We start from the raw sequence: 24,244 nt of genomic DNA, 5'->3' as shown, positions 1-24,244 counted from the left end.
GACAAGAAGATACCCGCCTGGTGAGGCGGGTATCTGGGGGTGCACGACGATGGGTGGTGGTATGAAAACGGCGTCGGTGGATATGTGGTCCACGACACCTCCTCTGACTCGTGAGTAACACGGAATGCCGCGTTCCTCACTACCCCTGAGGTTGAATCGTCATGCAGTGGTGGAGAGTTGACGGGTGTTGTGTGAATCACCTCGTCAGCCAGTTGAGGAACTGGCTCCAGACGCCGCTGCGTTCACCCCTGCCACCCGTCGGGGCCTGCTCCTGTCGCACGGGCGCCTCGGTGCGGACGGGAGCCGCCGGACGACGTACGGGCTGGACCGGGGTGAACTTGGCGGGCAGCACGGCGAGACCCCGGTTGAAGGGGCCGGGTCGCCAGGTCAAGCTCTCCGTGGGGACGGCGAGTTCGACGTCGGGAAGCTTGTTCAGGAGGTTCTCGATGGCCGTCACGGTGATCTGCCGTGCGGGCTCCTTGGACGGGCACGCGTGCGGGCCCGCGCTCCACGCCAGGTGGGCGCGGTTGCTGCCCGCCTGACGCGCGGCCGTCAGCGCCGGGCCGGTGTTGGCGGCGGCGAAGCTGACCAGCACCAGGTCGCCGGCCTGCAGCTTCTGCCCGGCGAACTCCATGTCGGAGGCCGGGTAGTGCGGCGCGAGGTTCTGCATGGGCGGGTTCTCCCACAGCGTGTCGTCGATCGCCTCGTCGATCAGACCGCCCTGGTGGGCGTACGCGTCGTGGGTGAGCAGGCGGTGGAGGGTGTTGCCGATGAGGTTGCGCAGCGGTTCGTTGCCTCCCACCATGAGGAGGGCGATCTGGTGGACCATCTCCTCGTCAGTGAGCTTCGCCTGATGCTGCATCATCCAGGAGGGGACGTCATCGCCGGGCTTGGCCCGCTTGAGCGCCACCAGTTCGCCGACGGCGCCGAACAACACGCCCATCGCCTGCTCGGCGTTGACGCCGTCGAACATGCCGGTGATGCCGAAGACGATGCGGTCGCCGATGTCGGCGGGGCAGCCGAAGAGTTCGTTGAACACGAACAGCGGCAGCTGCTTGGCGTAGTCGCCCAGCAGATCGGCCGAGCCACGCGAACCGAACTGGGATATCAGGTAGTTGGAGACCTGCTCGGTGCTCTGGCTCAGCCTGCGCGAGTCGACGCGGGCCATGCTGTCCGTGACCGCCTGACGGAGCCTCAGGTGCTCCGCGCCGTCGCTGAACATGCAGTTGGGCCGGTAGGCGAGGACAGGCGCGACCGGGCTGTCGGGGGCGATCTTGCCCTCGTTGAAGTGCCGCCAACGGCGCGCGTCCTTACGGAACGAGCCAGAGTCCTGGAGGAGTTGGAGCGCGAAGCCGTAGTCGGTGACGAGGGTGGCCTCGACTCCGGGGGCGAGCTCGACGGGGGCGGTCGGCCCGTAGTGGCGCAGGTAGGAGTAGTAGGCCTGCGGGTCGGCCGCGAACTCCGGTCCGTGGAGCGGCACTCGGCCGCCGGTGTGGTGTGCCGGGCACCCTGGAGGGGGCACGGGGGCGGTGGGTTGGGCGTCCATCTCTGCTCCTAGTGGGCACGGTCCTGCAAGTGGCGGACGAGAGTGATCAGCGCTTCGGCCGACGACTGCTCGTCCCGGGCGTCGCAGGTGACGACGGGGGTGTCGTCGAGCAGGTCCAGTGCGTCGCGCAGGGCCGTCTCGTCGCGCAGCGGCGAGCCGTCGAAGTGGTTGACGGCAATGGCGTAGTCGAGTCCGTACTGCTCGATCAGGTCGATCACGGCGAAGGAGTCCGCGAGTCGCTCGGGGTCGACCAGCACCAGTGCGCCGAGCGCGCCGCGTGCCATGTCCTCCCACATCTGGACGAATCGCTGCTGGCCCGGCGTTCCGAACAGGTACAGCACGACACGGTCGCTGATGGTCAGCCGGCCGAAGTCCATGGCGACCGTGGTGGTGGTCTTGCCCTGGACTCCCTTGAGGTCGTCGACCGACTCCGCGGCCCGCGTCATCGTCTCCTCGGTGGACAACGGCGGGATCTCGGAGATCGCTCCGATGAACGTGGTCTTGCCCACCGCGAAGTGACCGACGACGAGGATCTTCACCGCCGTCTGCGTCGCCCCTTCGCGGACGTATGCCTGCTCATCCAAACTTGGCCCTGAGACCATTCAGCACCTCCTCCAGGATGTCCCGGTCGGCGAGGGGGGCCCGCTGCACGGGCGGGCGGGTGATGAGGTAGCCGCCTTCGGTGAGGGCGGCGAGGAGGATCTTCACCACGCCCAGGGGCAGTTGGGTGTGCCCGGCGATCTCGGCGACCGAGAGGTAGCCGGCCTCGCACAGCTCCAACAGGCTCTGTTCCTCCGGGGACAGGCGGGTGGGCCGCTGTTGGTGATCGGCGGCCGCCGTGACCAGGGTGATGAGGGAGAGCTGCCCCTCGTCGGGCAGCCCGCGCCCCTTGGTGATGACGTACGGACGCACTAACTCCGGTGTCTGCGGCTCCAGTTCGTCGAAACCGGTCATGACCGTACGCCGAGGTTCTCGCGCGGCGGTGTGGTCAGCGCCTTGCCGAGCTGGCCGACGAGCTGCTGCATCCGGAAGGTGATGTCCTGCATGTCGATGTCCGGGCCGGCCGAGACGCCGAGGTAGGCGCCCTCGCCGGCGGAGATCAGGAAGACCCAGCCCCCGTCGAACTCGACCACCGTCTGCCGCCACCGCTGGCCGGCGTCCTCGCAGAAGAAGGCGAGCGAGCGGCTGAGCGACTGCACACCGCTCATCGCGGCTGCCACACGGTCCGCGTCGTCCTTGTCGAAGTCCTGCGTCCGGGCCATCAACAGGCCGTCGGCGGAGATCAGGACGGCGTGCAGGGCCCCGGGAATCTCCAAGGCACTGTCAAGCATCCATGCCAGATCGTCGTTCACGAGACCTCATGCCCTTCGCTGCTCGCACCACGTGTGCTGCTCGACTGTTCCCCGGGACCCGCAGGCGTGGACCGGCCGGACTGAGTTCCCCGTTGGAAAGCACCCATGATCGCCGCCGTCTCCGCGCCCGAGCGGGCGGGAGTGGAGCTGGACGCGCTGCCGGGCACGATGGCCATCGGCCGCTTGCGGCGCCGCTTCGGCAGACCGTCGGCGGTGGTGTTCGCGGCCATCGCCGCTTCGGGACCGCTGCGGTCCGTGGCGGTGGCGGTGGCGGTGGCGGTGGCGGTGACAGCGGGAACGACCGGAGCCGGCTCCCGCTGCTCGGGAGCGTTGGTGAGCAGGTCGTGCGGCAGGAGGAGGACCGCCCGGACGCCTCCGTAGGGGGAGGTGGAGTCCACGGAGACCTCGAAGCCGAAGCGCTCGCTGAGCACGCCGATCACCGCGAACCCGAACTGCGGCGGGTTGCCGAGTGCGGAGACGCCCGAGACGCGCTCGCTCGACAGGAGTTTCTCGGCGCGGGCACGCTCTTCGTCGTTCATACCGACACCGGCGTCGTCGACGACGATGCAAATGCCCTTCGGCACGGTACGAATGTTGATTTCGACGACGGTGTCCGGGCTGGAGTAGCTGGTCGCGTTGTCGAGCAGTTCGGCGAGGGCCAGTGCCACCGGTTCGACGGCACGGCTGGTGATGCCGAAGTCGACCTGCGAGAGAATCTCCACCCGCCGGTAGTGGCGGACCCTGCCCTGCGCGCTGCGGACCACGTCGTACACCGAGGCCACGTCACGCTGGCGTCCCAGCCATCCGTCGCACAGAACGGCGATGGACTGGGCGCGGCGGCCGAACTGAGAGTTCGTGTGGTCGATCTCCAGAAGGTCCTGGAGGATGACCGACTCGCCATATTTGTTCTGCAGCCGGGAGACAATCAACTGCTGTTCCGCGGCAAGACCCTGAAGCGTCCGCATGGCGGACTTCAGGGTTGTCTTCGTTGCCTCTTCGGCTCTTTCCTGAGCTGCCTCGACGGATTTCGCGTACCCGTTCTCCAGCTCGGAGTGGCGAGCCCTGAGATCTGCGAACTCCTGCCTTAACGTCCGCGCTGCCCTACGCTGACGAACTATGAGGGCGACTGCGACGAACACGGCGACGAGGAGAGCCCAGAGTACCGGGTTCTGTATGTAATCAGTCATAAGACTCTCTTCAGGCGACTGACGGCCAGTTGCTGAATTCCCGTCAACGCGGGTGGACCGGCGGACCGCCCGCATCGGAGTTGCCGCCCGGACTGTCCCCGTAGTCGGAGATGTCGTCTTGCACCCATCCGCCCGCTCTACAAGCGCCGTGATCGTATCACCGCAAGAACACGTCACTGACCGTCAATATGGGGATCCTGACGAACATTGACGGTCAGTCAGCAACATCGACGACAGCCCTCACGAGGGCGACGGCAGGACAACCGATAAACAGGCTTCCGCGGCATTCGGCAGCAATCGAGACGTACGGCGCGATTCCCGCGAGTTCCCCGAGCGAGGAGGCGAGGGGGGACGCAACCGGGGACGCGGACAAGCTGCGAGTGGAGACGCAAGTGGGGACACGGCGGGAGAACGACAAAACCCGCACTCGGCGGAACGCCGAATGCGGGCATCGAATGATCACCGAGCGAAATCCGCTCGATACGGAGAGTGAGAGTGTCCGAGGGGGGACTTGAACCCCCACGCCCGATAAAGGGCACTAGCACCTCAAGCTAGCGCGTCTGCCATTCCGCCACCCGGACCAGGTGTCTGTCGCGCGCGAGGTGTTCCCCGTGGCGACATGGAGAACAATACCAAGCTTTCGGAGCGCCTTTCACCTGCATATCCGTCCACCGGAGGCCCTGCCGCGCCGGCCGGAACGATCAGCCTCCGACGGCTTCCTCCACCACCAGGACCCGCAGCGCCCGCAGCAGGACGTCCGCCGTCTGCTCGTCCAGCGGGGCGAGGAATCGACGCTCCGCGGCCCGGCGCGCCCGCTCGGCCCGATCCAGGCAGTCGCGGCCGGCCGGGGTGAGTTCGACGATGTTGCGGCGCCGGTCCTGGGGGCTGCGTCGCCGCGCCACCAGCCCGTGGTCCTCCAGGCCGTCGACGAGCGACACCATCGTCGTGCGGTCGACGCCGAGCCGCCCCGCCACCTCGACCTGCGACAACGTTTCGTCACCGGCGAGCACCACCAGGACGGCCAGCTCATGGCCGTCCACCCCGTACGGCGCGAGCGCCTCCGCGGACGTCCTGGTCAGCTTGGCCTGGGCGTGCTTCAGGAGGTAGCCGAGCCGGTACTCCAACGGCACGGGCCCCTCGTCGCGATCACTCACCATGCCTCGAGGGTAGCGGTCCGTATGCACGAACTATCGTCAGCCTGACTGACGATTGACTATCCTGACGAATATGACCCAAGCTCGCTTCGGCATCAAGACCACACCCCTGCACGTGTCCTATGAGGACATCCGCCGCGTCTGGCGCGAGGCCGACGCCGTCCCGGAGATAGCGGACGCCTGGCTCTGGGACCACCTCCTGCCGATCGCCGGTCCCGCGGACGGGCAGGTCCACGAGGGCTGGACCCTGCTCAGCGCGCTCGCCGCCCAGACCACCCGGCTGCGGCTGGGGCTGCTGGTGACGAGCAACCGGATCCGCCCGCCGGCGGTCCTGGGCAAGATGGCCTCCACGGTCGACGTGATCTCGGGCGGCCGGCTCGTCATGGGTCTCGGCGTGGGCGGCACCCACCAGCCGCCGGGCGCGGGAGGGATCGCCGGGCCGAACCCGGCCCTCGCCGAGTACGCGGCGTACGGCCTCGCCCTCGTCCCGCCGGCCGAGGGCATCGCGCGGCTGGCGGAGACCGTCGAGATCCTCAAGCTGATGTGGACCCGGGACGTCTTCGACTTCGAGGGCCGCTACCACCGTCTCCAGGGCACCCGGAACGAGCCGAAGCCGATCCAGCGGCCGGGTCCCCCGTTGCTGATCGGCGGCTGGGGCACCCGGTTGCTGCGGTTGGCCGCCGAGCACGCGGACATCTGGAACGTGCCCGGCCCGCCCCATCACACCGTGGAGTTCGTCGCCGAACGCGCCCGGGTGCTGGACGCCCACTGCGCCGAGCTCGGGCGCGACCCGGCGGACATCGTCCGCTCGGTGCAGGTCCTGGTGTCGTACGACGACCCGGCGGCCACGCGCGCGACGGTCGCCGCGCTCGTCGCCGCCGGGATGAACCACATCGTGCTCAGCCTGCCGCGCCCGTATCCGCAGGGCGTGGCGCGCTGGCTGGCCGACGAGGTGATCGCCGGCGCCGCCTGAGACGGGGTCAGGGCATCAGCTGGTACTCCGGGAAGTTGCCCGGCAGTCTCTCTCCCGCCGGTCCCCGGGTCACCGCCCGTACCAGCAGCTCCCCGCCGACGAACGCGCCCCGCCAGGACGCGCCGAAGCCGCCGAAGAGCTCGTCGCGGTCGCCGCGGGAGCGGGGCGTGCCATGGCCGACCTTGAAGGCGCGGATCTGCGGGGCGAGCCGGTCGTAGGTGCTCCGGTCGTCCGTGGACAGGGTGGCGACGAGCGCGCCGTTGGACGGGTAGTTCCAGCTCGCGATGTTGGACACCGGGCCGTCCAGCGGGGCCCGGTCGGCCAGCATCGGCTCGATGCCGTCGACGTACCAGCGCACTCCGTCGACGGCCCGGTCGACGTCGGCCTGCGCGAGCCGCCAGGGCTTGCCGATCTCCCAGACGAGCAGGAGCGCGAGGAGTTCGCGGTGCTCGGCGAGGGCGTCCAGGGTGGCCGCGACGCGGGCGCGGCGCTCCTCCAACGGGATGTGTCGCCAGGCGCGGTGCTGGTCCAGGGAGGCGCGGACCGCCTGTCGCGCCGTGGCCCGGTCCAGGCGGGGCGGGCCGGCGATGGGGCTGCCGTCGACCGGACTGCCTGCGGGAAGCGCCCGGCCGTCGGCCTGCCAGGCGGCGTTCCAGAGGTTGAGGACGCGGTCGTCGCGGAAGGCCTCCGGGGCGACGGCGAGGCAGCGTCGCCAGGCGTCGGCCCAGGACGTGCCCGCTTTGAGGGTGAGGGTGGTTGCCATTGGGTTGCTCCGCTCTCGGTGCACAGTCGGGGGCGGGGTGGAACATGGCTGCGAAGGACGCCAGCGAGACGCGACGACTCCCGAAAGCGACCGCGTGCCGCCTATGAGTGACGTCACGCGCAGCCCCCGTCGTCGCCCCCTTCTTCCGGTCCTTCCGGTCCTTCCGGCACGGTGAGCTTTTCGGGCGCGGCGCGTTCTTGCAGCAAGGCGAGGGCGAGGCGTGCGGTCTCGGTCGGTGTGGCGCCGACCCGGACGCCGGCCGCCTCCAGGGCCGCCTTCTTCGCCTGCGCGGTCCCCGACGAACCGGACACGATCGCGCCCGCGTGCCCCATGGTCTTGCCCTCGGGAGCGGTGAAGCCGGCGATGCAGCCGACCACGGGTTTGGTGACGTGGTCGCGGACGTAGACGGCCGCGCGTTCCTCCGCGTCGCCGCCGATCTCCCCGATGAGGACGATGAGTTCGGTGTCGGGGTCGTCCTCGAAGGCGGCCAGGCAGTCGATGTGGCTGGTGCCGACGACCGGGTCGCCGCCGATGCCGACGCACGTCGAGAAGCCGATGTCCCGCAGCTCGTACATGAGTTGGTAGGTCAGCGTCCCGGACTTGGAGACCAGGCCGATGCGGCCGGGCTTGGCGATGTCGGCCGGGATGATGCCCGCCCCGGCCTGACCGGGGGTGATGAGGCCGGGGCAGTTGGGGCCGACGACCCGCGTTCCGCGCGCCTTCGCGTACGCCGTGAAGGCGACGGAGTCGTGGACCGGGATGCCCTCCGTCATGACGACGGCGAGGCCGATCCCGGCGTCGGCGGCTTCGACGACGGCCGCCTTGGCGAAGACCGGCGGCACGAAGACGACCGTGACATCGGCGCCGGTCGACTGTATTCCGTCGGCCACCGAACCGAAGACGGGGAAATGGCGATGGGGGCACCTCCCGGGCCGTTCAGGCACTGGGGGACGTCGAAGTCGACGGTACGGCCCGCCTTGCGCGGGTTGACGCCGCCGACGACGTTCGTGCCGGCCGCGAGCATCCGCCGGGTGTGTGTTCGGGTGCGCGTTCTTCTTCAGGGATCCGCCGAAGAACGGGTGGCCCGCCGACCTCGACCCGCTGGCCTTCTGCGGTGACGCCGCTGCCTCCGGTGGCCCCGGTGACGGCAAGAACGCGGCGAGCCCGACGAAGAACCCTCCGGCGACCCGGCAGTACACGCCCAAGGAGGCCGTCAGGACCGGAAGGCTGCCCCTGATGTGGCTCTCCATCGTGATGACGGCCGGCGTGTCGATCTTCGGAATCTCCTTCCAGGTCGACTACGCCAAGGAGGTCGGCTTCGGCCCGCTGGTCGCGGCCTCGTCGATGGGCGTCATGGCGGTCGTCAACGGCGTCGGCCGGGGTGTGGTGGGGTGGCTGTCCGACCGGTGGGGGCGCAGGTCCACCCTTGTCTTCGTCATCGTCGTCCTGGGGCTCGCGCAGTTCGGCGTGATCTGGGCCGGCGACGTCAGGAGCGGGTGGCTGTTCCTGTTCTTCGCCTTCCTCTCCGGCTTCGGCGGCGGCGCGTTCTACCCGCTGTTCGCGGCCCTCACCCCGGACTACTTCGGCGAGAACTTCAACGCCACCAACTACGGGCTCGTCTACAGCGGCAAGCTGATCAGCGGCCTGTTCGGCGGCGGTCTGGGCTCCGTGGTGGTCTCGGCCTGGGGTTACGACGGCGCGTACGCACTGGCGGGCGGCGTCTCGATGGCGGCGGCGGGCATCGCACTGCTGCTGCGACAGCCGGGGCGTGGCAGGGACGCGCCCTCGGTCGCCCTGCCCCGAGCGGCCGGCTGACGGCGAAGCAGCGTGAGGAGGCCCTCCCCGTGGGCACGGGGAGGGCCTCCTCACCTGCGGAGCAACGTCTCAGCAGGACTCAGCACCTCTCGCGCAACGAGTGCAGGTACGCGCTCGATCGGCGGGCGAACGTGAACGACTCGGTGGGCGCGTCGTGTTCGGCCTGCCAGTGGTGGGCCAGCCGCTCGCCGCGCAGCCGGGTGACGGCGGAGATGAAGCGCTGGTAGTCGATGTCGCCGTCGCCGACGTCGACCATGCGGTAGCCGAACTGGTTCTCCGGATCGCTCACGCCGTCCTTCACATGGAAGAGCGGGTAGCGGTGCGGCTGCTTCAGCACGTAGTTCAGCGGATCGAAGGGCGCGGGCCTGCCGTCGGGCCGCTTCGAGAAGCGGAACTGGCCGGCGTACGCCCAGAAGATGTCCATCTCAAGGAACACCAGGTCGGGGTCGGTTTCGGCGAGCAGGACGTCGTAGAGGCGGACCTTGGGGTTGTCGCTGGCGAAGCCGAACTCGTCGGAGTGGTTGTGCTGGTAGAACTTCATGCCGCGGGCCCGCGCCGCCGCGCCGTACGTGTTGAACTCCTCGGCCGCCCGCTTCCACGCGTCGACGGTGTCGCCGTAGCGGAACGGGCCGGAGGCGGTGCCGATGTGCCGGAGGCCGAGGGCCTGGGCGTCGTCGAGGACCTTGGTGAGGTTCTGGGCGAAGGTGTAGGCGGTCGGGTCGCTGGAGTAGTAGCCGACGTGGCTGCCTATCGGGGTCAGGCCGTGGTCGCGGGCCAGCCGCCCGAGCTGGGCGAGGGTGAGGGGACCCGCGGAGCCCTGGGTGTAGCCGGCGAACTCGACCTCGTCGTACCCGTACTTCTCCAGTTCGGCGAAGACGGCGGCGAAGCCCAGCGTGGAGACCTTGTCGCGCAGGGTGTAGAGCTGGATGCCGAGTCGGCCGGGGGGCAGCACGGGACGGCCGCGGCGGGCGGCGGAGGCCTCGCCGTCGGGGGTCGCCGTGACGGGGACGGCCGTGGCGGGGGTCGCGGCGGCGCCCACGAGGGCGGCGGCGGTGGCGCCCGCGGCGACGCCGAGCACGCCTCGTCTGGTGAGGCGATGGGTGAGTTCGGGGTCGATGTCGGGGATGCGGCTCATGTCTGGAACTCCTCGGGATCGAAGGGCGTTGTCAGTGGTGAGTGCTTCACTTGTGACCAGTCAGGACAGAACAGAACGACCAGGTCGGAGCCGTCAGGACAGACCGGCCAGGTGAAGCAGGAGAGCTTTGACGTCGGTGGCCGCGACGCGGTCTCCGACAGCACGGGGGGTGGAGCAGATGAGGAGCGGACCGTCGTCGTCGCTCTGCGGAAGGCGGCCGTGGCTGCCGCGAATAGGTGAGGGATCCAGGGGCACGACCGCCATGCGATAGCGCATGCCGAGCTTCTTGCGAGCCAGGGCGGTGGCCGCCCTCACCTTCACATAGGGGTCGAGCGGATCCATGAACAGCTCGACCGGGTCGTAGCCGGGTTTGCGGTGGATCTCGACGAGCGGTGCGAAATCGGGCGCGCGAGCGTCGTCGAGCCAGTAGTAGTACGTGAACCAGGCGTCCGGCTCCGCCACGGCGACGAGTTCGCCGGAGCGCGGATGGTCGAGGTGGTGCGCCTTCTTGCCCTCGTCGTCGAGGAGTTGCTCGACACCGGGCAGGTCGGCGAGCACGGCCCGGGTGGCGTTGAGGTCCTCGGGGCGGCGCACGTAGACGTGGGCGATCTGGTGGTCCGCGACCGCGAAGGCACGGGACGCCATCGGGTCGAGGTACTCCATGCCGTCCTGGGTGTGCACCTCGAGGAGGCCGGCGCGGCGCAGGGCGCGGTTGATGTCGACGGGCCGGTTCACGGCGGTGATGCCGTACTCGGACAGCGCGACGACGGTACGGCCTTCCGCGCAGGCTTCGTCGAGGAGCGGGCCCAGGATCGTGTCGAGGTCGGAGGCCGCTTTCAGGGAGCGTGGGTCGTCGGGGCCGAAGCGCTGGAGGTCGTAGTCGAGGTGAGGGAGGTAGCAGAGGGCCAGGTCGGGACGGCGGGTGCGCAGGATGTGGCGGGTCGCGTCGGTGATCCAGCGGCTGGAGACCAGGTCCGCGCCGGGCCCCCAGAAGTGGAAGAGGGGGAACGTGCCGAGTTTCTCGGTGAGTTCGTCGTGCAGGGCCGGGGGGCGGGTGTAGCAGTCGGGCTCCTTGCGGCCGTCGGAGTAGTAGATCGGACGGGGGGTGACGGTGATGTCGGTGTCGGCGCCCATGGCGTACCACCAGCAGATGTTGGCGACCGTGTAGCCGGGGTGGACCCGGCGGGCGGCGTCCCACAGCCTGTCTCCGGCGACGAGACCGTTGTGCTGCCGCCACAGCAGGACGTCGCCGAGCTCACGGAAGTACCAGCCGTTGCCGACGATGCCGTGCTCGTCCGGGAGCGTGCCGGTGAGGAAGGTGGCCTGGGCGGCGCAGGTGACGGCGGGCAGGACGGTCCCGAGCGGCGCACAGGAGCCGGCTCGGGCGAGGGACTTGAGACGGGGCATGTGAGCGAGGAGACGGGGGGTGAGGCCGACGACGTCGAGGACGAGGAGAGGGACCGGGCCGTGCGGGACGGCGGGCTGCCCGGCCGGGGCTGATGCCGGGGTGCTCTCGGGCACGGGAGCGGTGATGGGTGCGGTCATGGGAGCTCCTTGAGGCCGAGGTCCGTCAACAGGTCCCGGACCAGCGAGAGTTCGGCGGCGATGCCGTCCGCGAGCTGGGCGCGGGCACGGGGTCGCAGCTCGGCTGGGAGGGCCTGCCAGGTGTAGGTCTCGACTTCGAGGTGCCGGGTGAGTGGGTGCGGACCGGCGACGAGCCGGGTCAGCGCGGCTTTCAGCACGGGGAGCGTGGAGGTGAGGGGCGCGGCGGGGGCCGCGTGCAGCGGGACGTGGAAGTGGGCGCGCCAGGGCGTGGCGTCGGGCAGGACGGTGCCGTCGAGGGCCTCGCCGAGGTCGTCCACTCCGTGCAGACCGGTGGCGGTGACGGTGCGGGTCTGGTGCAGGAAGCGGGGTTCGTCGAACGCGGCGAGGGCTTCGCGGACGGCGGGGAGACGGGGGTGTTCTGCGTGCAGGGCGGCTGACAGCTGGGATTTGACGACGGGGACGCGGGCTTCGGCGAGGGCGTCCAGGGCGGTGTGCGGATCTTCGAAGGAGGTGGCGAGGTGGCAGGTGTCGATGCAGACGCCGATGCGCGGGTGGCCGACGGCCGTGAGCGGGGCGAGGGCGTCGCCGGTGGTCTCGACGGTGCAGCCGGGCTCCGGTTCGAGCCCGACGCGGACGGAGCGGCCGGTCAGCTCGGCGAGCGCGTCGAGGCGGTCGGCGAGGGTGAGCAGGGCGGAGTGGGCCGTCTTCGCGCGTTCGGCGTTCCAGGCGGTGCGCCAGCCGAGGGGGAGGGTCGAGATGCTGCCCTCGGTGACGTCGTCGGGGAGGAGTCCGGCGAGGATACGGGCCAGGGCGGTGGTGTGGTCGAGGCGTGCCGGGTCGGACCAGTCCGGCTGGTAGACGCGGTACTTGACCTCGTCGCCGCCGAAGCCCTCGTAGGGGAAGCCGTTGAGGGTGACGACCTCGAGGCCGCGCCGGTCCAGTTCCGTGCGCAGGGCGCGCAGGGCGGACGGGTCGGTGTCCAGGGTGTGAGCGGCGTCCTTGGCGAGCCACAGGCCGATGCCGAGCCGGTCGCGGCCCAGGCGCCGACGGACGGGTTCGCAGTGGTCGCGCAGTTGGGCACGGACACCGTCGAGGGTCTCGGCGGGGTGGACGTTGGTGCAGTAGGCGAGGTGGACGGTGCTGCCGTCGGGGTGGCGGAAGCGCATCGCTCACTCCCCGCCGCGCAGGATCGAGTTGCCCTCGTGGGTCGCCTCGGAGGGGGTGACGTCGAGGTTCAGGCGGCCGCTGAGCCCGTAGAAGGCGACGGGGTTGCGCCACAGGACCAGGTCGACGTCGTCCTCGCCGAAGCCCTGCGCCAGCATCAGGTCACCGACCCTGCGGGTCTTGAGGGGGTCGCTGCGGCCCCAGTCGGCGGCGGAGTTCACCAGGACCTGTTCCGGCCCGTACGTCCGCAGGATCTCGATCATCCGGCCTTCGTCCATCTTGGTGTCCGGATAGACCGAGAAGCCCAGCCAGCAGCCCGCGTCCTTGGCCTCCTTCACGGTGGTCTCGCTGAGGTGGTCGATCAGGACCCGCTCCGGGGGCAGGGCGGACTCCCCGACGACGTCGAGGGTGCGGCGCAGACCGGCGAGCTTGTCGCGGTGCGGGGTGTGCACCAGCGCGGGCAGCTCGTGGTCGGCGGCCAGCTGGAGCTGGGCGGCGAGGGCGGTGTCCTCGGCGGGGGTCATCGAGTCGTAGCCGATCTCGCCCACGGCGACGACCTGGTCCTTGACGAGGTAGCGGGGCAGCTCGTCCAGGACGGGGACGCAGCGCGGGTCGTTCGCCTCCTTGGGGTTGAGGGCGAGCGTGCAGTGGTGGGCGATGCCGTACTGGGCGGCGCGGAAGGGTTCCCAGCCGAGGAGGGAGTCGAAGTAGTCGAGGAAGGAGGCGGGCGAGGTGCGCGGCTGGCCCAGCCAGAAGGACGGTTCGACGAGGGCGCGGACACCGGCCGCGTACATCGCCTCGTAGTCGTCGGTGGTCCTGGAGGTCATATGGACATGCGGGTCGAAGATACGCATCAGGACTCCTTGCGGCGGGGGTGGGCCGGGCGGTGGGGACTGGCGCCCTGGCACTGAGGGTCCGTGCGGGGGAGATCTACGGCGGTATGTGGCTCTGTGGCGTGCGGGCCTACGGCGTGGGGGCCTACGGCCTGCGGATCTGCGGCCTGCGGATCTGCGGCCTGCGGATCTGCGGCCTGCGGGTCTACCGCGGTCAGGGCCAGGACGCGGCGCAGGTCCTGGGGGACGGGGCGGCCTGCGGCGGTGCGTTCCGCGGCGTGGTCGCCGAGCATGCGGGCGAGTTCGGCGTCGGCGCGGGCCCGGTGTTCGAGGTCCGCCACCGCGTCGACGGACACCCCGGCGAAGAGGCACTTCAGTACGGCATGGCGCCAGCCGTGGGCGTCGAGATGGCGGGCGGCGTAGGGGCCGACGGCGGCGGCGAGGAGCCGGGTGTCGTTCGTGCGCAGGGCGTCCTCGATCAGCGGCAGGGCGTCGGGGCCGGGCACCAGGTGGGGCAGGGCGTGCAGGACGGCGCGGCGCTCGTCGGCGGTGCCCTGGAAATAGACGCGGGTGAGGGCGGCCGGGTCGGCGCGGGCCGCGTCGAGGATGAGGACGCGCACGGCGTCGGCGTACCGGCTGCCGCAGCGGCGGCCGGCTTCGGCCAGGCGCAACTCCCACACGGAGATGGGCCCGTGGGTGCCGGGCTGCCGGGCTGCCTCGTCGAGAGCCCGCTGGAACCAGACCCGGGCGGGGCCGTGGAGGTGGGTGTCGAGGTGGCTGCGCAGGGCGTCCAGAGGGACGGGGGCGGCGGTGGCGAGGGCGAGGGTGGCGCCCTTGTGTCCCGCTGCCGTCGTCCCCGGGGTTGCCCGGTCGGCGTGGGGGTGGGTCATGGGGTGCTCCCTTCCGGGGTGGCGGAGGGGACGCCGGTTGGTGCGACGGACGGGTTCGGGACGGGGGCGGTGCGACTCGTAGGCGACGTGACGGAAGGGAAGGGCCGCTGATGGGCACGGCTGAACGTGGGAGGCCTCGGATCAGGGTGGGCGGCAGGCGGGCGGGAGGCTGCCGCGAGGCGGAGGAACGGGAGGGAGCGTTCGGCGTGGAGAGGTCCGGCGTGGGAGTGGCGGGGCAGTTCGACGACCGTCAGGCCCCGATAGCCGACGGCGGACAGGGCGGCGAGGACCGGCGGGAAGTCGATCTCGCCGTCTCCGAAGGGGAGGTGCTCGTGGACGCCTCGGCGCATGTCCTCGACCTGGACGTGACGCAGCCAGGGGGCGGCGGCGCGTACACAGTCGGCGGGAGAGAGGGGTTCGAGGCACTGGCAGTGGCCGATGTCGAGGGTGAGGCCGAGGGGGTCCGGGTCGCCGAGGGCGCCGCTGAGCCGGTGGAAGTCGGCGAGGGTGGCGAGGAGGTGACCTGGTTCGGGTTCGATCGCGAGAGGGACGCCGGCGGTCGCGGCGGCGTCCAGGACGGGGGCGAGGCTCTCGGCGAGGCGCTGCCATGCGGTGTCGGGGTCCGTGCCGGGCGGGAGGGTTCCGCTGAAGCAGTGGACGGCGTGAGCGCCGAGGTCGGCGGCGACCCGGACGGCGCGCAGCAGCAGGTCGACACGGCGGGCTCGGTCGTCCGGGTCCGGGTCCAGGAGGGAGGGGCCGTGCTTGCGGCGCGGGTCGAGGACATAGCGGGCGCCGGTCTCCACGGTGACGCCGAGCCCGAGAGCGTCCAGGCGGTGAGCGAGGCGCCGGGTCCGGGCGGCGAGGTCCGGTGCGAGCGGGTCGAGGTGCATGTGGTCGAGGGTGAGACCGACGCCGTCATAGCCCAGGTCGGCGAGCAGGGCGAGGGCGTCGTCGAGGCGCAGGTCGGCAAGGCCGTTGGTGCCGTAGCCGAAGCGGAGGGAGCGCGCGGTGGCGTCGCCGGGGCGCGTGGGGCTCGGGCTCGCATGCCCGGGCTCCACAGGTCCCGGGTTCAGGGGCGCGGGGGTCAGGGGCGTGGGCGTCGCGGGCCCGGGTGCCGTGGGCCTGGGCCCCGTGGACCCGGGTGCCGTGGGCCCGCGCCCCGTGGACCCGGGTGTCGTGGGCCTGGGCTCTGTGGGCCTGGGCCCCGTGGACCCGAGGTTCATGGGCCGGAGGTTCATGGGCTCGGCGTTCATCGGCTCGGGGTTCACAGGCTCGGGGTTCATGTGATGCTCACCCGCCTCGCGAGTCTCCGGGCGACGGGGACCAGGGCCACGGTGAGCAGCGGGGTGACGGTGGCTCCGGAGCGGGCGGCGAGGGCGGCTTGGAGGGGGATCGTGGCGCGGATGCCGGCGGAGACGGCTCGTTGGGTGAGGGGAGGTGACGGGTTGAGGGCGGCGTGCAGGTAGGGGCGGGCCGTGGACAGGGCGTAGGCGGCGGCCAGGGCCGTGGCCAGCGGGACGGTCAGGCGGGCCGGCGGGATATATGCCGGGCGACGGCCCCGCCGCCCGTGGCCTGGACCTCCTGCTCGGCGCATGGCGAACGAACCTGCCGGCGTGTGTTTCAGCGCGAGGTCGTAGGCCCAGACGGTCGCTGCAAGGGGAGCTGCGACCGTCAGTGCCGGACGGCCTGCCCGGGCGGCCAGGGCGAGCCCCGCGGCCGTGAAGGCGCAGGCCGCCGTGAACGCGGCGGTCGGGCCGACGCGGCCGGAGGGGAGGGGGCGGTGGGGGCGTTCGACGGCGTCCTCGGCGCGGTCCGCCCAGTCGTTGAGGGCCATGCCGGCCTCGTACAGACAGAGGGAGGAACCGATGGCGAGCAGGGTGCGGTGGTCGGGGTGAGCGGTGAGTGCGGCCGCGCCCGCCAGTGCGTCCCCGGGGACGGTGAACAGGGCGGGCAGGCGGAGGAGTTCGGCCCAGTCGTGCAGGCGGGCCTTGCCCGTCGTACCCCTGGGACGCGGTATGGGCCGGCCGTTCCCCGTGACGGGGCCGTCCCCGGAGGACGTCGAACCGCACGCCGTCTGTGCGAACGCGGGCCCGCCGACCCCACGCCCCGCCTCTCCACCGCGCACGGTCCCTCCCCCGCTCACCTCGCCGACTCCAACCGCCGACCGAACCGCTCCAGTTCGGCGTACTGCTCCGCCAGGCCCGACGGCGCCTCGCCCACCGGGTCCTTGAAGAAGAAGCCGAGTTCGGCGAGTGGTCCGGACAGGCCGTGTTCATGGGCCCGGGCGGTGAGCCGGGCGAGGTCGAGGACGAGGGGCGCCGCGAGGGCCGAGTCGCAGCCCTGCCAGATGGTCTGGAGGATCATGCGGGCGCCGAGGAAGCCGTCGAAGGCGATGTGGTCCCAGGCGGTCTTCCAGTCGCCGAGAGCGGGGACGTCGTCGATGTGGACCCGCCCCTCGGGGACCGCGCCGAGGGTGTCGGCGAGGACGCGTTCCTTGCCCGCGTTCTTCGCCTCGGCGGCGGCCGGGTCGGCCAGGGCCGCGCCGTCCCCGCCGCCCAGGAGGTTGACGCCGGACCAGGCGCGGACCGTGAGAGCCCGTCGGCTGAACATCGGTCCCAGGACGGAGCGCAGCAGCGTCTGCCCGGTCTTGCCGTCGCGGCCGGCGTACGGCAGGCCGCTCGTTTGCGCCGCCGGGGCCAGCGCGGGATGGTGCAGCCCGGTGGACGGGGTGAAGTTCACGTACGGGCAGCCCACGCGCAGGGCGGCCGCCGCGTACAGCGAGCTCGGTGGGAGGGCGGGGCCGGGCGCGGCGGGCTCGGTGGAGGCCACGTTCACCACCACCGCACGGGCCAGACCGCACCGCCGTACGAAGTCCTGGATGTCGGCGGTGAAGGCGGCGATCAGCGACTCCTCGCTGCGGGTGTCTCCCGGGAGCGGGCCGCCCGGTCTGATCTCGGCGTCGGCGGCGGTGAGTTCGGCGCTCACGGCGGAGGGGAGGCCGGCCGGGAGGACTCCGCCGGCGGCGAGGTGCTCGGCGCGTTTGGGCAGGGGGCAGTCGGTCGTGTCGTGGCCGCCGAAGACGAGGGACGACAGGGCCGGCAGGGCGCTGTCGGCGAAGGCGGGCGTCTCGGTGACCAGGCCCGTCGGAGGATGCAGGCCGGCGGTGACGGCGGCGCACCCCGCGACCACGGTGGTGGCCACGGAACCGCGGGCGCCGATCAGCCAGACGCCGACGCGAGGAGGACGGGAGAGGGGCGCGGACATGGGCAGCCTCCTTGTCGTGCGCGAACCCCGAGAACGGAGAAGGAAGGGAGAAGCGAGGAGAGAGAACGCAGAGGGCGAGGATGTGGTGGTGACGGCGGGCGGGAGTACGGCGTCTCCCGCCCGCCGCCGCTCAGTCGCCCTGGGCGGGCAGTTCCCTGATGCGGACGTCGCGGAAGGACACCTGGTCGTCGGCTCCGTGGTTCTGCAGGCCGAGGTGTCCGTCGCGCAGGCTCCGGGCGGGATCGGTGTTGGTGAAGTCGTTGATCTGCACGCCGTTGAGCCAGACGCGGAGGCGCTCGCCCTCCACGCGGATCTCGTACGTGTTCCACTCCCCCGGCGGGTTCAGCGCGCGGTCGCGCTTCTTCAGGTCGGCGGACCGGAAGCCGTAGACGGCGCCGGTGGTCTTCTCCGGCGTGTCGGTGGCGTCGATCTGGATCTCGTACCCGTTGTCCACGGCCGACCAGGGATCGTCCGAGGGCGGGAAGCCCACGAACACACCGGAGTTGTCGTCGCCGGCCGTCTTCCAGTCGAGCTTCAGGGAGTACGAGGTGAAGCCGGAGGTGGCGTACCAGAGCAGGCCCATGCCGCCGGTCGACGTGAGCGTGCCGTCGTCGGACAGGGTGAAGGAGCCCGGGCCCGCCTGCCGCCAGCCGGTGAGGGAGCTGCCGTCGAACAGCGGCCGGTAGCCGTTCTCCGGGCGGCAGTCGGCCTGGGCGTCACCCGCGGCCCAGCGGATTCCGCCCAACAGGTGGGCGCGGAACGCGGGTTCGGCGTACGACTCCTTCGTGTGGCCGCCGCCCGTGTAGAAGGCGCGGCCGCCCTGGTAGTTCTGGCACCAGGCGATCGGATGGTCGCCGTCCATCGTGCCGCCGGTGTACGAGGACTCGTCGAGCGAGGCGAGGACGTGGACCCGATCCCTCGGGTTCGAGCGGTAGTCGTACCACTCGTCGGTGCGGTCCCAGGTCCGGGCCAGTCCCGACGTCGCCGGGTGGGCGCGGTCCTCGACGTCCACGGTCGCGGGCTGGATCGCCGGGTGCGACTGGAAGTAGGCGCCGACGAGGCCGCCGTAGAACGGCCAGTCGTACTCGGTGTCGGCAGCCGCGTGGATGCCGACGTAGCCGCCGCCGTGCCGGATGTAGCCCTCGAAGGCGCGCTGCTGGGCCGCGTCGAGGACGTCGCCCGTGGTCGAGAGGAACACGACGGCGTCGTAGCGCCGTAGGTTCTTCGCCGTGAACGCGCCCGCGTCCTCGGTCGCGTCGACCGTGAAGCCGCTCGTCTCGCCGAGCTGCTGCACCGCCTCGACCCCCTCGGGGAGGGAGTCGTGCCGGAAGCCGGCCGTCTTGGAGAACACCAGCAACCGCTTCCCGGCGTCCCCGGGGTGCGAGGAGGCCGGTCCCGAGACGCAGCCGAGGAGCAGCGCGGCGCCCACGACCGCGGTCGCCAGTCGGCTGGTTGAGTGCATCCCGTCCCCTCCTCTCAGCCGGTCGTGAAGGTGAAGTCGTCCACGTCGAACAGCGCGCCCGTGCCGCCCTTGAAGACCAGGTAGAGGGTGGTGGTGCCCTTCGGTGCGCGGGACAGGTTCGCGCTGACGTCCTGGAAGGCGTCCCAGCCGCCGGTCACCGGCACGGTGGCCCTGCCGAGCAGGGTGCCCGTCGGGGAGCCGGCGCGGATCTCGAGCCTGCCGCCCGCGCCGCCGGAGGAGACCCGGGCGGTGATCTTCGTGGCGTTGCCGAGCGCGTACGGCGTGAAGGAGATCCAGTCGCCGTGGTCGATGTCGCCGACGGTCTTCGCGCCGTGCGCACTGTCCTTGGCGATCACCGAGACTCCGGACTGGTCGCCGAAGTGCTCTGCCTGGCGGTGGCGGGGCTGGAGGACGTTCTGGTCGTGCGAGGTGAGCGGGGCCTGGCCGCCGCCTCCGCCGTCGGTGTACTCGGCGTCGAGGACTCCGAAGATGTCGGCGTCCTCGTCGTGGCCGCCGTCGGCGCTGGTCTGCAGGGTGCCGGTGCAGCCGTTGGCCGAGGTCATCGGGTGGCCGTGGCTGTCGTGGCCGAGGACGAAGGTGACCTTGACCTTGGAGCAGTCGACGGTCCGGCCGTCCTCGGGGTCGGCGACCCGCACGGTGAACGGGATGGCGTCGCCGAAACTGAAGAGCTGTCCGTCCTTCGGAGTGCGCAGCACCACCGTGGGCGCGGTGTTGCCGACGACGACCTGCACGCTCGCGCTGCCGGTGCGGCCGGAGGCGTCCTCGGCGGTCAGGGTCGCGGTGTACGTGCCGTTCTCGCGGTACTTGTGGGTCGGGGCGGCCGCGGTGGAGGTGACGCCGTCGCCGAAGTCCCAGCGATAGGTGAGCGCGTCGCCGTCCTGGTCGCTCGTGCCCGCGGCGGAGAAGCGCACCTTCAGCGGGGCCTGTCCGGAGGTGCGGTCCGCCGCCGCCTGCGCGACCGGGGAGTGGCCGTCTGTGGCGTTCTCGATGCGGTACAGGGCCGAGTGCTCGTCGCCGCCGAACCACGCGGTGCCGTAGTCGAGGACGTACAGCGCGCCGTCGGGTCCGAAGGCCATGTCCATGATCTGGGTGCCGGTCCACGGGACGGGGCTGATCGACTGCACCGTGCCGTCGGCGTCACTGGCGATCCGCTTGATCCAACGGCGGCCGAACTCCCCGGCGAAGAAACTCCCGTCATACGCTTGCGGGAACTTCACCGGCGAGTCGAGCGAGGCGTCGTAGTGGTAGACGGGGCCGCCCATCGGGGATTCGGAGCCGTCGCCGAACTCGGGCACGGACGGGCCGTTGTACGGGATCCAGGCGGGCTGGGCCGGGGGCAGGTCGGTGAGGCCGGTGTTGTGCGGCGAGGTGTTCTTCGGGGCGGCGCAGTCGAAGGAGGCGCCGGACGCACCGGTCGCGAAGTCGTAGTCCACGTAAGGGTCGTTGGCCCCCGTGCAGTACGGCCAGCCGAAGTTTCCGGGGCCGGTGACCCGTGCGAACTCGACCTGCCCGGCCGGTCCGCGGGCCGGGTCGGCGGCGCCGGCGTCGGGGCCGTAGTCGCCGACGTAGAGGATGCCGGTGGCCCGGTCGACGCTGAAGCGGAACGGGTTGCGGAAACCCATCGCATAGATCTCGGGCCGCGTCTTCTGCGTGCCTACGGGGAAGAGGTTGCCGTCGGGGATCGTGTACGAGCCGTCGGCGGCGACCTTGATGCGCAGGATCTTGCCGCGCAGGTCGTTGGTGTTGCCGGCGGATCGCTGGGCGTCGAAGGCGGGGTTGCGGCCGTCGCGCTCGTCGATGGGAGTGAAACCGTCCGACTGGAACGGGTTGGTGTCGTCGCCGGTGGACAGGTAGAGGTTCCCCGTCGCGTCGAAGTCGATGTCGCCGCCGACATGGCAGCACAGGCCGCGGGAGGCGGACACGTCGAGGATCTTCGTCTCGCTCGCGGTGTCGAGCGTGCCGTCGGTCTTCAGCACGAAGCGGGAGAGGCGGTTGACGCCGTCGAAGGGGGCGAAGTCGGCGGCCGTGCCGGTCTCCGGGGCGTCGCCTGCCGGGGTGTCCAACGGGGGTGCGTAGTACAGGTAGATGAAGCGGTTGGCGGTGAAGTCCGGGTCCACGCCGATGCCTTGGAGGCCCTCCTCGTCGTGCGCGTAGACGTCGAGCTTGCCGGCCAGTCGGGTGTTGCCGGCCGCGTCGGTGAGGCGGAGTTCGCCGTCGCGCGAGGTGTGCAGGACCGAGCGGTCGGGCAGCACGGCGAGCGACATGGGCTCGCCGACCTCCGCCTCGCCCTTGGCGAGGGTGACCTGCTGGAAGTCCTCGGCCGCGGTCGCTGAGGCGGCTGCGGGGGTCGCGGCGGCCTCGGGGCTCGCCGGGTCGGCGACGGCTGCGCCGGCCTGGGGTGCGGTGAGCGTGAGGGACGCGCCGGCCAGCAGGGCGCCGCACATCAGGGCGAGCGCTCTGCGCAGCGGACGTCGTCGTCTGCGGATCTCGGTTCTGCCGGTGCCGGTGGTGGGGTCGTTCCCGTGCACGGGTGCCTCCAGGATGGGGCTGGTTGTACGGGCGGGTGCGTACCCCGGGATGCGCCGTCATCCCGGAACGTGACGATCAGTCAGGGAGCTTTGTCTGTGCCTCAGTTGCCGAAGGCCGCGTCGAAGGAGGCCGACGGCGGCTCGAAGTCGTAGGCCTTGAGGTGGGTCAGGGCCTGGGGGGCGCCCTGGAGCCGGTCCATGCCGGCGTCCTCCCACTCCACGGAGACGGGGCCCTGGTAGTCGATGGACCGCAGCATCCGGAAGACGTCCTCCCAGGGGACGTCGCCGTGCCCGGCGGAGACGAAGTCCCAGCCGCGCCGCGGGTCGCCCCAGGGCAGATGGGAGCCGAGGCGGCCGTTGCGCCCGTCGAGGCGCTTGCGGGCCTCCTTGCAGTCGACGTGGTAGATCCGGTCCCGGAAGTCCCACAGGAAGCCGACCGGGTCCAGGTCCTGCCACACGAAATGGCTCGGGTCGAAGTTGAGACCGAACGCCGGTCGACGGTCGACGGCGTCCAGGGTGCGTACGGTCGTCCAGTAGTCGTAGGCGATCTCGCTGGGGTGGACCTCGTGCGCGAAGCGCACGCCCTGCGCGTCGAAGACGTCCAGGATCGGGTTCCAGCGGTCGGCGAAGTCCTGGTAGCCGCGCTCGATCATCGACTCGGGCACGGGCGGGAACATCGCCACGAGATGCCAGATGGCGGAGCCGGTGAAGCCGACCACGGTGTCGACGCCGAGGGCCGCGGCGGCCCGCGCGGTGTCGGCGATCTCCGCCGCCGCCCGCCGCCGTACGCCTTCCGGCTCGCCGTCGCCCCAGATGCGGGCAGGCAGGATGGCCTGATGGCGTTCGTCGATGAGGGCGTCGCAGACCGCCTGGCCCACCAGGTGGTTGGAGATCGCCCAGCACTTCAGCCCGTACTTGTCGAGGAGTTGGTGGCGGGAGGCGACATAGCCGGGGTCCGCGAGGGCCTTGTCGACCTCGAAGTGGTCGCCCCAGCAGGCGAGTTCGAGGCCGTCGTAGCCGAAGTCGCGGGCGAGTCGGCAGACCTCCTCCAGGGGAAGGTCGGCCCACTGGCCGGTGAAGAGCGTGAACCTGCGCGGCATGCTCCAAGCCCTCCTCAGTGCGCTGTCGGGGTGGGGATCGGGGTGTAGACGGAGTTCTTCTCGGCGCTCTCCTCCACCGCCGCCAGGACGCGCTGCACCTGCAGTCCGTCGGCGAAGGAGGGTTCGGGGCGGCGGCCCTCGGCGACCGCGTGCACCAGGTCGCGGGCCTGGTGGACGAAGGTGTGCTCGTAGCCGAGGCCGTGGCCCGGGGGCCACCAGGCGGCCAGGTAGGGGTGGTCGGGCTCGGTGACGAGGATGCGGCGGAAGCCCGCGTGCGTGCCGGGCTCGGTGGCGTCGTGGTACCAGAGTTCGTTGAGGCGTTCCAGATCGAACGCCAACGAGCCGCGCTCGCCGTTGAGTTCGATGCGCAGGGCGTTCTTGCGCCCGGTGGCGTACCGGGTCGCCTCGAAGGAGGCGAGGGCGCCGGAGGTGAAGCGGCCGGTGAACAGGGCGGCGTCGTCGACGGTGACCGCGCCAGTGGGGGTTCCAGCGCCTTTGCCCGTGCCTGTGCCGATGCCTGCGCCTGCGCCTGCGCCTGCGCCTGCGCCTGCGCCTGCGCCGACGGTGGACACGGCGGCCGGCCCGCTCGTCGGCCCGCCCCTCGACCCGGCCGCCGGCCCGGTCATCGCCTCGCCGGTCGACCCGTTCACCGCTTCGCCGGGCAGCGGGCGCTGTCGTACGAAGGTCTCGGTGAGCGCGGAGACCCCGGCGAGCCGCTCGCCCGCCAGGTGCTGGGCGAGGTCGACGATGTGCGCGCCCAGGTCGCCGAGCGAGCCGGAGCCGGCGAGCTCCCTGCGCAGCCGCCAGGTCAGCGGGAAGTCGGGGTCGACCAGCCAGTCCTGAAGGTACGTCACCCGCACGTGCCGCAGCGTGCCCAGCCTGCCCTCGGCGACCATCCGCCGGGCGAGGGCGATGGCGGGCACGCGACGGTAGTTGAAGCCGACCATCGCCAACTGGCCGCGCGTGAAGGCGGTTTCGGCGGCCCCTGCCATGAGCTCGGCCTCCTCGACGGTGTTCGCCAGGGGCTTCTCGCACAGGACGTGCTTGCCGGCGGCCAGCGCGGCGACGGCGATCTCCGCGTGGCTGTCGCCGGGGGTGCAGATGTCGACCAGGTCGACGTCGTCCCGGGCGATCAGGGCCCGCCAGTCGGTCTCGGTCGCCGCCCAGCCGTGCCGGTCGGCCGCCGCGCGCACGGCCGAGGCGTCGCGGCCGCAGAGCACGGCGAGGACCGGACTGCGGGGCAGGTCGAAGACGCGGCCCGCGGTGCGCCAGCCCTGGGAGTGGGCGGCGCCCATGAAGGCGTAGCCGACCATGCCCACGCGGAGCGGCGGCCCGCCGGCCTCCGGTCCCGCTGACTGTTGCGGCTGTTCCATGCGGATGTCCTCCTCGTCGTCGTGGCGCGGTGGGGGTGCGGTGCGTCCGGCGGACGGCTGCCGACGGCTACGGGGCGCGCCGCGCAGAAAGGCGATGGACGCCGCCTCGCCTGTCGAACGTGCTTCGGCGGATGGCCGG

Annotated in this window: 20 protein-coding genes, 1 tRNA gene and 2 pseudogenes; 2 read left to right on the top strand and 21 right to left on the bottom strand. The window is 71.5% G+C overall.

Annotation, left to right across the window (positions count from 1 at the left end; all coding sequences use genetic code 11):
* Positions 1–196 precede the first annotated feature (196 nt).
* The 7 genes from OG562_RS35925 to OG562_RS35895 form a co-directional block, all read right to left on the bottom strand.
* Positions 197–1,546 (bottom strand): cytochrome P450, encoded by a 1,350-nt coding sequence (locus OG562_RS35925; RefSeq protein WP_266405559.1) that lies wholly within the window; start codon positions 1,544–1,546, stop codon positions 197–199.
* Positions 1,547–1,554: 8 nt separating this feature from the next.
* Complete coding sequence (locus OG562_RS35920) at positions 1,555–2,148, bottom strand: ATP/GTP-binding protein (protein ID WP_266405557.1); 594 nt, start codon at positions 2,146–2,148, stop codon at positions 1,555–1,557.
* Entirely contained in the window at positions 2,123–2,500 is a 378-nt protein-coding gene (locus tag OG562_RS35915) for a DUF742 domain-containing protein (RefSeq protein ID WP_266405555.1), read from the bottom strand. The genes OG562_RS35920 and OG562_RS35915 overlap by 26 nt, the downstream gene beginning before the upstream one ends.
* The gene (locus OG562_RS35910; RefSeq protein ID WP_266405554.1) at positions 2,497–2,898 is read right to left on the bottom strand and encodes a roadblock/LC7 domain-containing protein; all 402 of its coding nucleotides are present in this window, start codon (positions 2,896–2,898) and stop codon (positions 2,497–2,499) included. Before OG562_RS35910 ends, OG562_RS35915 begins: the two co-directional genes overlap by 4 nt.
* Entirely contained in the window at positions 2,895–4,085 is a 1,191-nt protein-coding gene (locus OG562_RS35905) for an ATP-binding protein (protein ID WP_266409700.1), read from the bottom strand. The genes OG562_RS35910 and OG562_RS35905 overlap by 4 nt, the downstream gene beginning before the upstream one ends.
* 496 nt (positions 4,086–4,581) lie before the next feature.
* Positions 4,582–4,666, bottom strand: a tRNA-Leu gene (locus OG562_RS35900).
* Positions 4,667–4,786: 120 nt separating this feature from the next.
* Positions 4,787–5,242 carry a MarR family winged helix-turn-helix transcriptional regulator gene (locus OG562_RS35895; RefSeq protein WP_266405552.1) on the bottom strand — a complete coding sequence of 152 codons (456 nt, stop codon included), beginning with the start codon at positions 5,240–5,242 and terminating at the stop codon, positions 4,787–4,789.
* Between the two features lie 70 nt (positions 5,243–5,312).
* Here OG562_RS35895 and OG562_RS35890 point away from each other — a divergent pair, with 70 nt between their 5' ends.
* Positions 5,313–6,212, top strand: a complete 900-nt coding sequence (locus OG562_RS35890) for an LLM class flavin-dependent oxidoreductase (RefSeq protein WP_266405550.1) — start codon at positions 5,313–5,315, stop codon at positions 6,210–6,212.
* Positions 6,213–6,219: 7 nt separating this feature from the next.
* Here the strand turns inward: OG562_RS35890 and OG562_RS35885 are convergent, their stop codons facing one another.
* Both OG562_RS35885 and sucD read right to left on the bottom strand, forming a co-directional pair.
* On the bottom strand, positions 6,220–6,975 hold the full coding sequence (locus OG562_RS35885; RefSeq protein WP_266405548.1) for an aldehyde dehydrogenase family protein: 756 nt from the start codon (positions 6,973–6,975) through the stop codon (positions 6,220–6,222).
* A 113-nt stretch (positions 6,976–7,088) separates the two neighbouring features.
* Positions 7,089–8,011 (bottom strand): annotated as a pseudogene (gene sucD / locus OG562_RS35880) (succinate--CoA ligase subunit alpha); the annotation flags it as partial.
* Between sucD and OG562_RS35875 the strand changes: the two are divergent.
* Positions 8,011–8,790, top strand: a pseudogene (locus OG562_RS35875) (MFS transporter); the annotation flags it as partial. The pseudogenes sucD and OG562_RS35875 sit on opposite strands and share 1 nt — an antisense overlap.
* Before the next feature lie 79 nt (positions 8,791–8,869).
* Here the strand turns inward: OG562_RS35875 and OG562_RS35870 are convergent.
* The 12 genes from OG562_RS35870 to OG562_RS35815 form a co-directional block, all read right to left on the bottom strand.
* Complete coding sequence (locus tag OG562_RS35870; protein ID WP_266405547.1) at positions 8,870–9,925, bottom strand: sugar phosphate isomerase/epimerase; 1,056 nt, start codon at positions 9,923–9,925, stop codon at positions 8,870–8,872.
* A gap of 93 nt (positions 9,926–10,018) precedes the next feature.
* Complete coding sequence (locus OG562_RS35865) at positions 10,019–11,470, bottom strand: nucleotide pyrophosphatase/phosphodiesterase family protein (RefSeq protein ID WP_266405545.1); 1,452 nt, start codon at positions 11,468–11,470, stop codon at positions 10,019–10,021.
* Complete coding sequence (eboE, locus tag OG562_RS35860; RefSeq protein ID WP_266405543.1) at positions 11,467–12,636, bottom strand: metabolite traffic protein EboE; 1,170 nt, start codon at positions 12,634–12,636, stop codon at positions 11,467–11,469. Before eboE ends, OG562_RS35865 begins: the two co-directional genes overlap by 4 nt.
* 3 nt (positions 12,637–12,639) lie before the next feature.
* The gene (locus OG562_RS35855; protein WP_266405541.1) at positions 12,640–13,488 is read right to left on the bottom strand and encodes a TatD family hydrolase; all 849 of its coding nucleotides are present in this window, start codon (positions 13,486–13,488) and stop codon (positions 12,640–12,642) included.
* Positions 13,488–14,357 (bottom strand): EboA domain-containing protein, encoded by an 870-nt coding sequence (locus tag OG562_RS35850; protein ID WP_266405539.1) that lies wholly within the window; start codon positions 14,355–14,357, stop codon positions 13,488–13,490. The genes OG562_RS35855 and OG562_RS35850 overlap by 1 nt, the downstream gene beginning before the upstream one ends.
* Positions 14,354–15,415 carry a sugar phosphate isomerase/epimerase gene (locus OG562_RS35845; protein WP_266405537.1) on the bottom strand — a complete coding sequence of 354 codons (1,062 nt, stop codon included), beginning with the start codon at positions 15,413–15,415 and terminating at the stop codon, positions 14,354–14,356. Before OG562_RS35845 ends, OG562_RS35850 begins: the two co-directional genes overlap by 4 nt.
* A gap of 221 nt (positions 15,416–15,636) precedes the next feature.
* Positions 15,637–16,374 carry a UbiA family prenyltransferase gene (locus tag OG562_RS35840; protein ID WP_266409698.1) on the bottom strand — a complete coding sequence of 246 codons (738 nt, stop codon included), beginning with the start codon at positions 16,372–16,374 and terminating at the stop codon, positions 15,637–15,639.
* Positions 16,375–16,496: 122 nt separating this feature from the next.
* Entirely contained in the window at positions 16,497–17,621 is a 1,125-nt protein-coding gene (locus OG562_RS35835) for an inositol-3-phosphate synthase (RefSeq protein WP_266405535.1), read from the bottom strand.
* Positions 17,622–17,751: 130 nt separating this feature from the next.
* Positions 17,752–19,083, bottom strand: coding sequence for a ThuA domain-containing protein (locus tag OG562_RS35830; protein ID WP_266405533.1), 1,332 nt, complete (start codon positions 19,081–19,083; stop codon positions 17,752–17,754).
* A gap of 14 nt (positions 19,084–19,097) precedes the next feature.
* The gene (locus OG562_RS35825; protein WP_266405532.1) at positions 19,098–21,632 is read right to left on the bottom strand and encodes a PQQ-dependent sugar dehydrogenase; all 2,535 of its coding nucleotides are present in this window, start codon (positions 21,630–21,632) and stop codon (positions 19,098–19,100) included.
* A gap of 101 nt (positions 21,633–21,733) precedes the next feature.
* The gene (locus OG562_RS35820) at positions 21,734–22,732 is read right to left on the bottom strand and encodes a sugar phosphate isomerase/epimerase (RefSeq protein ID WP_266405530.1); all 999 of its coding nucleotides are present in this window, start codon (positions 22,730–22,732) and stop codon (positions 21,734–21,736) included.
* A 14-nt stretch (positions 22,733–22,746) separates the two neighbouring features.
* Positions 22,747–24,105, bottom strand: coding sequence for a Gfo/Idh/MocA family protein (locus OG562_RS35815; protein WP_266405529.1), 1,359 nt, complete (start codon positions 24,103–24,105; stop codon positions 22,747–22,749).
* Positions 24,106–24,244: the final 139 nt, after the last annotated feature.

Source organism: Streptomyces sp. NBC_01275, from assembly GCF_026340655.1.
In the GTDB taxonomy this organism is placed as follows: Bacteria; Actinomycetota; Actinomycetes; order Streptomycetales; family Streptomycetaceae; genus Streptomyces.
Note: the sequence above shows the minus strand (reverse complement) of the source record. Positions and strands in the feature narration are given on the sequence as shown.